Consider the following 12,222-nt stretch of genomic DNA (forward strand, 5'->3'; position numbering starts at 1 on the left):
AGCTGAATGATCGCCTACCTCGACTACAACGCAACCGCACCGCTTCGCCCGGAAGCCCTTGATGCGATGACCCGGGCAGTGGCCGAGCCGGGCAATGCCTCTTCCGTACACGCCGCCGGCCGGCGCGCGCGCCGACTGGTCGAGGAAGCGCGCGAGAAGGTGGCGGCGCTGGCGGCGGTCGATCCGCGCTGGGTGATCTTCACCTCCGGCGGGACCGAGGCCAATAACCTGGCGCTGGGCGGCTTGGCTGCCGGGCCGCGGCTGGTCTCGGCGACCGAGCATGACTCCGTCCTTCAGGCCGCACCGCAGGCAGAGCGGCTGGCGGTTCGTCCGGATGGGCAGATCGATCTCGATGCCCTGGAGGAAGCCCTTCGCGGCCAGCCGGCGGGCGCCCTCGTTTCCGTCATGCTGGCCAACAACGAGACCGGGGTGCTTCAGCCCATGGAAGCCGTTGTTGAGCGTGCCAAAGCGGCAGGTGCCCTGGTCCACTGCGATGCGGTTCAGGCGGCGGGCAAGCTGCCGTTGGATATGGTCCGTCTGGGCGTCGACTGCATGACCCTCTCGTCCCACAAGCTTGGCGGGCCGCCGGGCGTCGGTGCCCTGCTGTGCCGGGATAACCTGCCGCTGACACCTCTGTTGCAGGGGGGCGGACAGGAACGCCAGCGTCGGCCCGGTACGGAGAACCTGCCGGGTATTGCGGGCTTTGGCGCCGCTGCCGAGGCGGCCTTGCGGGACCTGCCGCAGGTTGGGTCCATTGCCGGCCTGCGCGACAGCCTGGAAACCGGCGCGCAGACCATCGCGCCGGAGGTCAGGGTTTTCGGCGCCGAGAGCGCCCGTTTGGCGAACACCTCCTGTCTGGCGCTTGCCGGCATGGCGGCCGAGACCCAGATCATGGCGCTGGATCTTGCCGGTGTCGCGGTCAGTGCCGGTGCGGCCTGTTCCTCCGGCAAGGTGCGGCCATCCCACGTGCTGACCGCCATGGGGGCGAGTGCGGGCGAAGCGGCTTCGGCGATCCGCGTCAGCCTGGGTTGGCGCAGCAGCACCGATGATGTCGACCGTTTCCTGGCCGCCTGGGGCGATCTCTACCGCCGCAGCCAGGCGGCTTAGGGGGCAGCATGACGCAGACGAAGCAGTGCTCCCCAGGCCAGGATACCAAGGACAAGGCAAATCGCTCGGCACGGCCCGTCTATCTTGACAACCAGGCGACGACCCCCACCGACCCGCGGGTGGTGGAGGCCATGCTGCCTTTCTTCAACGAACGCTTCGGCAATGCCCATTCCGCCGCCCATGCCTATGGTTGGGACGCGGAAGACGCGGTGGAGCGGGCGCGCGCCGATCTGGCGGCGTTGATCGGCGCCTCGCCGCGAGAGATCGTCTTCACCTCTGGCGCGACCGAAGCCAACAACCTGGCGATCAAGGGCGCGGCGCGTTTCCACCGGGCTGCGCGCCCGCACGTCGTGACCTATGCCACCGAGCACAAGTGCGTGCTGGAAAGTTGCCGCCAGCTGGAGCGTGAGGGCTTTCGGGTCACCATCCTGCCGGTGCAGCCCGACGGCCTGATCGATCTCGACCTGCTGGCCGATACGGTGAGCGACGAGACGGCCGTGGTGTCGGTCATGGCGGTGAACAACGAAATCGGGGTCATCCAGCCGCTGGCCGAGATCGCCGCCATCTGTCGGGAAAAGGGCGCCTACTTTCACAGCGATGCGGCCCAGGCGGTTGGCAAGATTCCCGTGAACGTGGTCGACAGCGGTATCGACCTGCTGAGCATCTCCGGCCACAAGTTCTACGCGCCGATGGGGATTGGCGCCCTCTACGTACGGCGGCGTCCACGCGTGCGCCTGGAGGCGATGATCGATGGTGGCGGGCAGGAACGGGGCCTGCGGTCCGGCACCCTGGCGACGCCGCTCTGTGTCGGTCTCGGCATGGCCGCGCGTCTTGCCGCTGAGGAGATGCCTGAGGAAACGGCCCGTATTTCCGGCTTGAAGACCCGGCTGCTGGAAGGCATTAGAAGCCGCCTGGACGGGGTCCTGCTGAATGCCGATGCCGAGGCGCGGGTTGCCGGTAACCTGAATCTCGCCTTTGAGGGGGTCGATGCCGAGGCTTTGATGAAAGCCATGCCGCGCCTGGCCCTTTCCAGCGGATCGGCCTGTACCTCGACATCGGTCGAACCGTCCTATGTCCTGCGGGCCCTGGGGATGCCGGAGGCGCGGGCGCGGGCATCGCTGCGGGTCGGGATCGGGCGCTTCACCAGTGAGGCCGATATCGATCTGGCGATAGAGGAGTTTGCGGCCAAGGTGGCCAGCCTTCGTGCCGAGGGCAGCCAGGCGGCCGAGTAGGGGATTTCCGCCGGCGGGCCGGCCGGAATGCGAAGAGATGGGAGCAGTGTTTATGCCGAAGTTGGTGTTCGTTGAGAAGGATGGCAACCGCAAGGAGGTTGACGCTCCTGTGGGTCTCTCCGTGATGGAAATCGCCCATCGCTTCGATGTCGATATCGAAGGGGCCTGCGAAGGTTCGCTCGCCTGTGCGACCTGCCATGTCATCGTCGACGAGGGCTGGTACGCAAAGCTGGGGGAGCCGTCCGAGGACGAAGAGGATATGCTGGATCTGGCCTTCGGCCTGAAGCCGACCTCCCGCCTCGGCTGTCAGATCGTGATGAGCGACGAGCTGGACGGCCTTGAGGTCGCTCTGCCCCGTGAAGTGAACAACATGCTCGGCTGAGGCCGGTTACGTTCCCGCCGCCTGGGCGGCGATCTTTGCAAAAATTTCATCGAGTTCGACTGCCAGCGTTTTCAGTGCCGCGCCGCCGTCCGCGTAGGGGGCGAAGACGGCGCTGGGCGTCTTGTAACTGAGATCGGCGCTGCCGTCGGCGTTCTCGGTCACGTAAAAGCGAATCGGCGCTTCGATGCCGGCGGCAAGGCTGACCTCCAGCATGCGCACGGCAAAGTCCGGGCGGTAGACCCCGATCACCATGTTGCCGGGGATCGTCTTGTCGAGCATCCGCTTGGCGCCCAGGGTGGCGCTGGCCCGCGACACCAGCCCCATCTTGTTGTCGGCAATCGCTTGCTCCAGCCGCTCCACCAGGACCGGATAGCTGTGGGCTGTCTTCATGACCTTCCAGCCCGGCAGCTCGGCGGCCGCCGCAAGCGGCGGCGAGAAGAGCAGAAGGGCGAACAGAACGCTGGCCAGTCGAAGTCGCATGGCGGGAGGTCTCCTCGGGTTTTGCTGTGCCGAAAGCTGGGGCGAGTGTAATCGCCGCCGGGCCCGGGGGCCCATAAATTCCCTGTGATTTGGGCCCGCGATGACTATGCTCGCGCGCTATGACGGAACGCGATTCGCATTTGCCGGCGCCCCGGCGCAACCCGCTGGATTGGAACCCCCTGGGCGATCTTGTCATGCGGCCGTGGTACGACCGCTGGGCCCTGGGTCTGGTGGCCCGCTGGTATCTGCCGCTGTCGCGGGCCTGGGCGGCCGGCCTGGCCCACGCGGGCGACAAGGCGGCTTTTGCCGAGGCGGCCGGGCTGGAGGGTTTCCCCGGCGGCCTGACCGGCCGTGCGATCCGCCGCGCCATCGCCAAAAACCAGCGCCGCCTGGGCGATTATCTGGCCGCCGACGCGCGCTGGCTTGAAGCTTACTTCGCTGCTGCAGCGCCGTTGGATGAAGTGCTGGTGGATCGGGAGCGGGCGCGCCTGGCCGCCGCCAGCGCCTTGATGGCGGCGCGGGCCGGGTTCATGCCGATCCGCCGGCGCGTTGCCCAGGTCCGTTGGCAGATGACACCGCCCGGGGATTTCGCGCCGCCGGAAGATTGGCTGGGCAGCGCCGGCACCTGTATCACCCAGCCAAGTGGCGCGGGGCCGGACAGCCCGCTGCCGCCGGTCGAGGTCTCGCACCCCGTGCCCGGTCCCTTAGGGCCGGAGCGTTGGCTGCGGTTTGCCTCACCGGGCTTGCCCGGCGATACCGCCTGGGCCCGGGTCTTCGAGCCGGAGGGCGTCGAGAACCCGCCCAGCTTCATCAATCTCCATGGCATCGGGATGGAATTGGATTTCTGGAGCGGCGCCGTGGACAGCACCGCCAGCCTGCTTCGCCGGGGCTTGCGGGTGATCCGGCCGGAAGGGCCCTGGCACGGCCGACGGCGGATCGCCGGCTGCTATGGCGGTGAGCCGGCCATGGCCCTGGGGCCGGAGGGCTTCCTGAAGCTGTTTTCCACCTGGGGCGCCGAGGCCGGCGTAATGACCGCCTGGGCGCGGCAGAATGGCAGCCGGCGGGTTGCCATCGGCGGAGTCAGCCTGGGGGCGCTGACCAGTCAACTGACCGCTGTGGCCGCCAGCGAATGGCCGGAGATCACGCGGCCGGACGCCCTGCTTCTGGTTGCCACCAGCGCGAACTCGCTCGATGTCGCCATGGCCGGCAGCCTGTCGCGCGCCGTGGGCTATCCGGCGGCGCTGGCGCAGGCCGGTTGGTCGCCGGAGGATCTTGCCCGCTATGCCCCCCTGCTGGAGCCCCGCGGGGCGCCTGCCATGCCGCCGGAGCGGATCGTCATGACCCTGGGGGAGGCCGATACGGTGACGCCCTTTGATGGTGGTCTGGCGCTGGCCCGGCGCTGGGGGGTGCCGCCCGAGAACCTCTTCATCCGCCGCCAGGGCCATTTCTCCGTCTCCCTGGATCTCAACCGCCAGCCCCAGCCGCTCAACCGGATCGCCGCCATCCTTAACGGTGACTAAGGCCTTTTCATCAAGCCGCTCATCAGCAGCTGCCAAAGCGTGGCAAAATCCTCGTCAATCCCCGGCTTCAGCCATTCACCGGCATGGACCGGATGGTGAAACCGCAGTGTCGCCTGAAACACCGCCGCGGCTGAGGCTCTGGGGTCGGCGACGACGAAGCTGCCCTCGCGGACACCATCTTCGATGATCTGCGTAAGCTGCGTGACGAGTTCATGGACATGCGCGTCGACGACGTCGCCTGCCTGCTCGGCGATGCGGTGGTAGGTCGCGAAAAGTTCCGGATCATCGAGCACTTTGCGGCGCTTGATGGCGATCAACGCGTCGAACCACTTTTTCAATCGTGCCGGCGCCGGCGCCTGTTGCGCGGCGATGGCCTGGAGCGGCGCCGAGACACGGTGAAGCCAGCGCTGCGCCACGGCATCGCGCAGCGCGGCTTTGCTCGGGAAGTGGCGATAGATCGAACCGTGGCTGACGTTGAGCGCGCGCGCCACGTCGACCACTGTCGTCTTGGCCGGCCCGAAGCGGCGCAGCACCTGCTCCGCCGCTTCGAGAATCCGATCTGCCGTGAGAACCGCCTCGGTCATCGCGTCAACGCTGACGTCCTTTCACTGTCCAGCATCGCCATCTGGTCGGCACCGTAGCGCTCGCCGGCGGCGGCCTGGGGCCCAAGAGCTTCTTCTATACGTGTCATATCGCTCTCTGTCAGGTGGAGATCGAGCGCGGGCAGGGCTTCGGCCAGGCGTTCGCGCTTGCGGGCACCGATGAGCGGTATGATATCCGCACCACGCGCCAGCACCCAGGCGATCGCCAGTTGGGCGACCGTCGCCGATCTTTCCCAGGCAAGGGAGCGCAGGCTCTCCACCAGGGCGAGGTTGTGCGCCAGGTTGTCACCGGCAAAGCGCGGCAGGTGATTGCGAAAGTCCTGTGCCGCGATGCCGCGATCGGGCGACCAATGGCCGCTCAACAGGCCGCGGGAAAGGACACCGTAGGCGGTAATCCCGATACCCAGTTCCCGGGCCGTCGGCAGGATCTCCTCTTCGACACTGCGGCTGAGCAGCGAGTACTCGATCTGAAGGGCGGTGATCGGGTGCACCGCCTGGGCCCGCCGCAGGGTTTCGGCGCCCACTTCCGACAGCCCGATGTGCCGGATGTAACCCGCCTGCACCATCTCCGCCATGGCGCCGACAGTCTCCTCGATCGGAACGCCCGGGTCGAGGCGCGCGGGCTGGTAGAGGTCGATGTGGTCGGTTCCGAGCCGCTGCAGGCTGTACGTCAGTGCCGTCTTGACGGCCTGTGGTCTGCCGTCGAAGCCAATGAAGCTGCCGTCCGGTGTCCGCTGGGCGCCGAACTTTACCGCGATGAAGGCCTTGTCGCGCCTGCCGCCCTGCAAGGCCTCCCGCAGCAGCAGTTCGTTGTGGCCCATGCCATAGAAGTCCCCTGTGTCCAGCAGGGTGATGCCGGCTTCCAAGGCTGCGTGCAGGGTAGCCAGGCTCTCTTTGCGGTCGGCGGGCCCGTAAAAGTCCGACATGCCCATCGCACCGAGGCCGATGGCGGAAAGCACCGGCCCATCCTGGCCCAGTCGGCGTGTTTGGCTGGGTGAGTGGCCCGCTGTCTCATGTTGCATGGTTTTGCTCCAGATGTGTGTGTCTGTGTAGGAGATAATAATGGAATGACAGATTTCAATATTTGTTATTTACTTTTTTTCACACTAAGCGGGTTTTGCGCCGGGTGGCGCCTGCGGCTTCGCTCTTTGGGGCTTGGGGCTGGCGTTATCCGGACATCAAAGCGTCGCCCAGCGCCCTTGCGCCGACCGCCGCTTTGCCTATAGTCCGGCCTCATGAACTCGATGGGTATAGACAAGGCGGTGGGCGCCACCCGGGTGGTGGTGGCGATGTCCGGCGGGGTGGATTCCTCGGTTACGGCGGCGCTTTTGCATGCCGAGGGCTATGACGTCGTCGGCATCACCCTGCAGCTTTACGACCACGGGGCCGCGGTGGCCAAGAAGGGCGCCTGCTGCGCCGGCCAGGATATCTATGACGCCCGCCGGGTGGCCGAGAACCTGGGCATTCCGCACTACGTGCTGGACTATGAGAGCCGCTTCCGCGATTCCGTGATGGAGGACTTCGCCGACAGCTACCTGCGCGGCGAGACCCCGATCCCCTGTGTGAACTGCAACCAGACGGTCAAGTTCCGCGACCTGCTGGCGACGGCCCGCGACCTGGGCGCCGACGCCCTGGCCACCGGCCACTACGTGCAGCGCAAGATGGGGCCTGAGGGGGTCGAGCTGCACCGCGCCGTCGACCGGCGCCGCGACCAGAGCTATTTCCTCTTCGCGACCACACGAGAGCAGCTCGCCTTCCTGCGCTTCCCCCTGGGCGGGCTGGAGAAGGACCAGGTGCGGGTGGAGGCCGAGCGCCACGGCCTGGCCGTCGCCGACAAGCCGGACAGCCAGGACATCTGCTTCGTGCCCCAGGGCTCCTACGCCGCGGTCGTGCAGAAGCTGCGCCCCGGCGCCGCCGACCCGGGCGAGATCGTCCACGTTGACGGGCGTGTCATGGGCCGGCATGAGGGCATCATCCACTACACCATCGGTCAGCGCCGCGGCCTCGGCCTCGGCGGTGAGAGCGCGCCGCTCTTCGTCATCAAGCTGGAGCCGGAAGCGCGCCGCGTGATTGTCGGCCCAAGGGCCGCCCTGGCGCGCGATTCGATCATCCTGCGCAGCCTCAACTGGCTGCCCGGCACGCCGGTCCCCGCTGCCGGCAGAGCGGTGCAGGTAAAGCTGCGCTCGGTCAGCGAGCCGGCGCCGGCGACGATCTATCCGCGCCCCGGGGGCGGGGCCGAGGTGGTGCTGGACGCCCCGGAGTTCGGCGTCGCAGCGGGCCAGGCCGCCGTCTGTTATGACGGCGACCGGGTGCTGGGCGGTGGCTGGATCGCCACGGCCGAGAGCCGCCTTGCCGCCGAGCCCTCCGTCGCCGCCGTTGTCGGCGCCGAATAGGCCGAAGTGAAAGACCCGTCGAAGGAGCCGCCAACCATGTCCCTGGAAAGCCTGACCGAACAGTTGAAAGCCCAGGCGGCGTTGAACGCGCCGCTCGGCTACCGCGTGCTTTTCGACATGGGCGACGACGGTGCCATCCTCTGGGACGGCACCGCCACCCCGGCGGAGATTGCACCGGTGGAAAATGGTGCTGCCGAGGCCGACACCACCCTGCGCTTCAGCCTGGACGACCTGGGCAAGCTGCTGGAAGGCAACCTGGACCCGACCCTGGCCTATATGACCGGCAAGCTGAAGATCGAGGGTTCCATGGGCGTTGCGATGAAGCTGGCAGCCCTGCTGGGCGACTGAGGCCCGCAGAAACCCTGACGAGGCCGGCCCAGGCGACCCCCAATCAGCTTGACAGGGCCGGGGTGAGATCATATATCGCAGCCCGGCGCCCATGTTAGGCTGCCAAATACCCTATGGCGGGGTAGCTCAGCTGGTTAGAGCAGCGGAATCATAATCCGCGTGTCGGGGGTTCAAGTCCCTCTCCCGCTACCAACAAAAACAAGGCCTTGGCCCGAAAGGGACAGGGCCTTGTTTGCGTTTGCGGTCGTTATTGAGACTCCCTCCGGGCCGCTGGCCCCCCTGGCTCCATAGGGCTGGCCTATCTGGCTCTTGGGGGTGGCCCTGCTGCTGCTCTATATCATGTCTCAGGTCAGGGCTGCCGGCTTCTGCGCTGTATCAGCGCGAACCGGGCCCGGGCGGCGGGGCCGCCGATGGGGCGTATCCAAGAACAAGGAATCTCAGAAGATGAAAATGACGACCGAAGAGGCCTTCGTGAAGGTTCTGCAGATGCATGGCATCGAGCACGCCTTTGGCATTATCGGCTCGGCGATGATGCCGATTTCCGATCTCTTCCCGGCTGCCGGGATCAACTTCTGGGACTGCGCCCACGAAACCACCGCCGGCATGATCGCCGACGGCTACACCCGCTCGACCGGTAAGATGTCCATGGCCATTGCCCAGAACGGTCCGGGCATCACCAACTTCGTGACGCCGATCAAGACCGCCTATTGGAACCACACGCCGATGCTGCTGGTAACGCCCCAGGCCGCCAACAAGACCATCGGTCAGGGCGGCTTCCAGGAAATCGAGCAGATGGCCCTCTTCGAGGACATGGTCTGCTATCAGGAAGAGGTCCGCGACCCCTCACGTATTCCGGAAGTCCTGAACCGGGTGATCGAAAAGGCTTGGCGCGGTTGCGGCCCGGCGCAGATCAACATACCGCGCGACTACTGGACCCAGGTGATCGACGTCGACCTGCCCCAGCGTGTGCAGTTCGAACTTCCCGCGGGTGGGCGCGAGGCCATCGCCGAGGCGGCGCGGCTGCTGTCGAAGGCGAAGTTCCCGGTGATCCTGAACGGCGCCGGCGTGGTCATCGGCGGTGCCATCGAGGCTTCCAAGGCCTTGGCCGAGCGCCTCGACGCGCCGGTCTGCTGCGGCTATCAGCACAACGACGCCTTCCCCGGCTCCCACCCGCTCTTCGCCGGTCCGCTGGGCTACAACGGCTCCAAGGCGGGGATGGAACTGATCGCCAAGGCCGACGTCGTGCTGGCGCTCGGCACCCGCCTCAACCCCTTCTCAACGCTGCCCGGCTACGGCATCGACTACTGGCCCAAAGAGGCCAAGATCATCCAGGTCGACATCAATGCCGACCGCATCGGGCTCACCAAGAAAGTCAGCGTCGGCATCCAGGGCGACGCCAAGGCGGTCGCCGAGCAGATCCTGGAGATGCTGGCCGGCAATGCCGGCGACCAGGACCGCACCCAGCGCAAGGAGATGATCGCCGAGACCAAGTCGCGCTGGCTGCAGACCCTTTCCTCCATGGATCACGAAGACGACGATCCGGGCACCAACTGGAACGAGCGTTCGCGCAAACGCCAGCCCGAACATATGTCGCCGCGCATGGCCTGGCGCGCCATTCAGGCCGCGATGCCGCGCGATGCCATCATCTCCTCGGACATCGGCAACAACTGCGCCATCGGCAATGCCTATCCGACTTTCGAGGAAGGCCGCAAGTATCTGGCGCCTGGCCTCTTCGGGCCCTGCGGTTACGGTTTCCCTTCGATCCTGGGGGCCAAGATCGGCCGCCCGGACGTGCCGGTGATCGGCTTTGCCGGCGACGGCGCCTTCGGCATTTCCATGAACGAGATGACCGCCTGCGGGCGCAACGACTGGCCGCCGATCACCATGGTGATCTTCCGCAACTACCAGTGGGGGGCGGAAAAGCGCAACACCACGCTGTGGTACGATGACAACTTCGTCGGTACCGAACTGAACCTCGGCGTCGAGTACGCCAAGATTGCCGAGGGTTGTGGCCTGAAGGGCGTGCAGGTCAGGACCATGGATGAACTGACCGAGGCCTTGCGCGCCGCGGTGAAGGCGCAGATGGAAGACAACGTAACCACCTTCCTGGAGGTCGTGCTGAACCAGGAACTGGGCGAGCCCTTCCGCCGCGATGCGATGAAAAAGCCGGTCGTTGTCGCCGGCATCAAGAAAGAGGATATGCGTCCGCAACAGGGGGCCTGAAGCCCGGTCCGGAGGTATCTGGTCCACGCTCAAGTGGTCCACATTCAAAACCCTGCGCCAAGACGCCTTCAGGCGTCTTGGCGTCTTTTCGGGAACCCTCATAAGGGAACGGCCGATGAAGCCTCTGGATGACCTTCTTGCCGCGGCGGCCAAGGCACCGAAACGCATCGTGCTGGCAGAGGGCGAGGATCAGCGGATCATCGAGGGGGCGGCGCGCGCGCTGCGTGATGGGATCGCCCACATCGTTCTGCTCGGGAACCCGGCGCGGATCGAGAAGGGACTCACCACTGCCGGGGCCAACCCGGCGGACTTCGACCTCATCGATCCGGCGGGGGCGGCCCAGGCCGAGGCCTATGCTGCGGCCTACTTCGACCTCCGCAAATACAAAGGCGTCGATCGTGATGCTGCCCGCGCGGCCATGACCGATCCGCTTGTATTTGCGGCGATGATGGTACGGCAGGGCGATGCCGACGGCACCGTTGCCGGCGCGGTCGCGACCACCGCGGATACGGTGCGTACGGCCTTTCAGATCATCGGCCGCGCGCCGGGCGTGAAAACCGTCTCAAGCTTTTTCCTCATGCTGCTCTGTGAGCCGTATCATGTGAAGCAGGGGGCCCTTGCCTTCGCCGACTGCGGGCTGATTGTCGATCCGACTGTCGAGGAATTGGCCGAAATAGCGATCTCGTCGGCCGAGTCTTTCCACGCCCTGGTCGGAGAGGAGCCACGCGTCGCCATGCTGTCTTTCTCGACCAACAGCAGTGCCAGGCACGAGCGCGTTACCCGCGTGGTCGAAGCCACCGCCCGGGTCAGGGCCGCGCGGCCGGATCTGAAGCTGGACGGCGATATACAGTTCGATGCGGCCTTCGTGCCGGCGGTCGCTGCCACGAAGGCGCCGGACTCGCCGCTTGAGGGTCAGGCCAATGTGATGGTCTTTCCCAGCCTCGAGGCCGCCAATATCGGCTATAAAATCGCGCAGCGCATCGGTGGGGCCAAGGCCATCGGTCCGATCCTGCAGGGCCTCGCCAAGCCCGCGAACGATCTGTCGCGGGGCTGCAGCGCCGATGACGTTTATCACCTCATCGCTATCACAGGTGTACAGGCGGCCGCAACGTAACGAGCCAAGTTGCCGTCTGCCGTATCCGGGTTCGCCGGGCGCAGCAACTTTTTGTGTGGCTGCCCCACAGCCCGGGCGCTCCTGCTAAGCTGCAGCATGACTGCAACGACGGGAGGATGCTATGGAGACGGATGAAGCGGGCCCGCGCGGCGACGCCAGGGTTTTCAGTGCCGCCGAACTGGGGGCCTTGGCGCATCTCTACCGGGGCGAGGTCTACCGCAGTACGATATGGCGCACCCGCCTCGACACCACGACCAACTGGACCGTGGTGACACTGGGAGTGGCGCTTTCGATCTCGTTTTCCTCACCGACGGCTTCGCCCCTGCCGCTGGTTCTGGTCGGCGTGCTGATCATGTTCTTCGTTACCATCGAATCCCGGCGCTACCGTTATTTCAACGTCTGGCGCGCCCGCGCCCGCTGGATGGAAACCCATCTTTACGCCCCTCTGCTGACCGACGGCGACCTGCATACGGAAGACGGCTGGCAGGAAACCTTGGCGCGCGACTACTGGGCGCCGCGCTATCACATCACCTTCTTCACCGCCCTTGGGCGGCGCATCCGGCGCAACTACCTCTGGATCCTGATCATTCAGACCGTTGCCTACCTGGGCAAGCTGGCGGTTCATCCGTCCGCTATCACCAGCCTGGACGATCTCTGGCAGCGGGCGACGGTCGGGCCGATCCCCGGCCAGGTGATGCTGCTTGCCGGTTTCGTCTACATCGTGACCTGGGGCGGCATTGCCTTCCTCAGCTATCAGGCCGACCAGGCACGTCACGGCCGCAGGGTTGACAGCACCGGGATGGGGTGAGGGCGCAGGCAGC

General features: G+C 66.2%; 12 protein-coding genes and 1 tRNA gene. 10 read left to right on the plus strand and 3 right to left on the minus strand.

All coding sequences use genetic code 11. The annotated features are described in order from the left end of the window. Positions 1-6 precede the first annotated feature (6 nt). The 3 genes from HBA54_RS09350 to HBA54_RS09360 are packed head-to-tail and all read left to right on the plus strand — an operon-like array spanning position 7 to position 2,721. Complete coding sequence (locus tag HBA54_RS09350; protein WP_167223764.1) at positions 7-1,107, plus strand: cysteine desulfurase family protein; 1,101 nt, start codon at positions 7-9, stop codon at positions 1,105-1,107. An 8-nt stretch (positions 1,108-1,115) separates the two neighbouring features. After that, positions 1,116-2,339 (plus strand): aminotransferase class V-fold PLP-dependent enzyme, encoded by a 1,224-nt coding sequence (locus HBA54_RS09355; protein ID WP_167223766.1) that lies wholly within the window; start codon positions 1,116-1,118, stop codon positions 2,337-2,339. A 52-nt stretch (positions 2,340-2,391) separates the two neighbouring features. Then, the gene (locus tag HBA54_RS09360; protein ID WP_167223768.1) at positions 2,392-2,721 is read left to right on the plus strand and encodes a ferredoxin family 2Fe-2S iron-sulfur cluster binding protein; all 330 of its coding nucleotides are present in this window, start codon (positions 2,392-2,394) and stop codon (positions 2,719-2,721) included. Between the two features lie 6 nt (positions 2,722-2,727). On the opposite strand, the gene HBA54_RS09365 is transcribed toward HBA54_RS09360, so the two are convergent. After that, positions 2,728-3,201 carry a DUF302 domain-containing protein gene (locus tag HBA54_RS09365; protein ID WP_167223770.1) on the minus strand — a complete coding sequence of 158 codons (474 nt, stop codon included), beginning with the start codon at positions 3,199-3,201 and terminating at the stop codon, positions 2,728-2,730. Positions 3,202-3,320: 119 nt separating this feature from the next. Between HBA54_RS09365 and HBA54_RS09370 the strand changes: the two genes are divergently transcribed. Next, positions 3,321-4,721, plus strand: coding sequence for an alpha/beta fold hydrolase (locus HBA54_RS09370; RefSeq protein ID WP_167223772.1), 1,401 nt, complete (start codon positions 3,321-3,323; stop codon positions 4,719-4,721). On the opposite strand, the gene HBA54_RS09375 is transcribed toward HBA54_RS09370, so the two are convergent. Together HBA54_RS09375 and HBA54_RS09380 are read right to left on the minus strand one after the other, a co-directional pair. Further along, positions 4,718-5,305, minus strand: coding sequence for a TetR/AcrR family transcriptional regulator (locus tag HBA54_RS09375; protein ID WP_167223774.1), 588 nt, complete (start codon positions 5,303-5,305; stop codon positions 4,718-4,720). The two genes, HBA54_RS09370 and HBA54_RS09375, sit on opposite strands and share 4 nt — an antisense overlap. After that, on the minus strand, positions 5,302-6,345 hold the full coding sequence (locus HBA54_RS09380) for an aldo/keto reductase (RefSeq protein WP_205944527.1): 1,044 nt from the start codon (positions 6,343-6,345) through the stop codon (positions 5,302-5,304). The genes HBA54_RS09375 and HBA54_RS09380 overlap by 4 nt, the downstream gene beginning before the upstream one ends. 213 nt (positions 6,346-6,558) lie before the next feature. On the opposite strand from HBA54_RS09380, the gene mnmA reads away from it, so the two are divergent. The 6 genes from mnmA to HBA54_RS09410 all read left to right on the plus strand — a co-directional run bounded on the left by mnmA (position 6,559) and on the right by HBA54_RS09410 (position 12,209). Beyond that, on the plus strand, positions 6,559-7,716 hold the full coding sequence (mnmA, locus tag HBA54_RS09385) for a tRNA 2-thiouridine(34) synthase MnmA (RefSeq protein WP_167223776.1): 1,158 nt from the start codon (positions 6,559-6,561) through the stop codon (positions 7,714-7,716). Positions 7,717-7,752: 36 nt separating this feature from the next. Next, complete coding sequence (locus HBA54_RS09390; RefSeq protein WP_167223778.1) at positions 7,753-8,064, plus strand: SCP2 sterol-binding domain-containing protein; 312 nt, start codon at positions 7,753-7,755, stop codon at positions 8,062-8,064. Between the two features lie 115 nt (positions 8,065-8,179). Next, a tRNA-Met gene (locus HBA54_RS09395) sits at positions 8,180-8,256 on the plus strand. A gap of 252 nt (positions 8,257-8,508) precedes the next feature. Beyond that, the gene (xsc, locus tag HBA54_RS09400) at positions 8,509-10,287 is read left to right on the plus strand and encodes a sulfoacetaldehyde acetyltransferase (protein ID WP_167223780.1); all 1,779 of its coding nucleotides are present in this window, start codon (positions 8,509-8,511) and stop codon (positions 10,285-10,287) included. Positions 10,288-10,402: 115 nt separating this feature from the next. After that, a complete protein-coding gene (gene pta / locus HBA54_RS09405; protein WP_167223782.1) occupies positions 10,403-11,401 on the plus strand; it encodes a phosphate acetyltransferase in 999 nt (332 codons plus the stop codon). Between the two features lie 121 nt (positions 11,402-11,522). Next, positions 11,523-12,209, plus strand: coding sequence for a DUF2270 domain-containing protein (locus HBA54_RS09410; RefSeq protein ID WP_167223784.1), 687 nt, complete (start codon positions 11,523-11,525; stop codon positions 12,207-12,209). The last annotated feature ends 13 nt before the right edge of the window (positions 12,210-12,222 follow it).

Origin of the sequence: Pelagibius litoralis, from assembly GCF_011683915.1 — a bacterium.
GTDB lineage: Bacteria > Pseudomonadota > Alphaproteobacteria > Kiloniellales > Kiloniellaceae > Pelagibius > Pelagibius litoralis.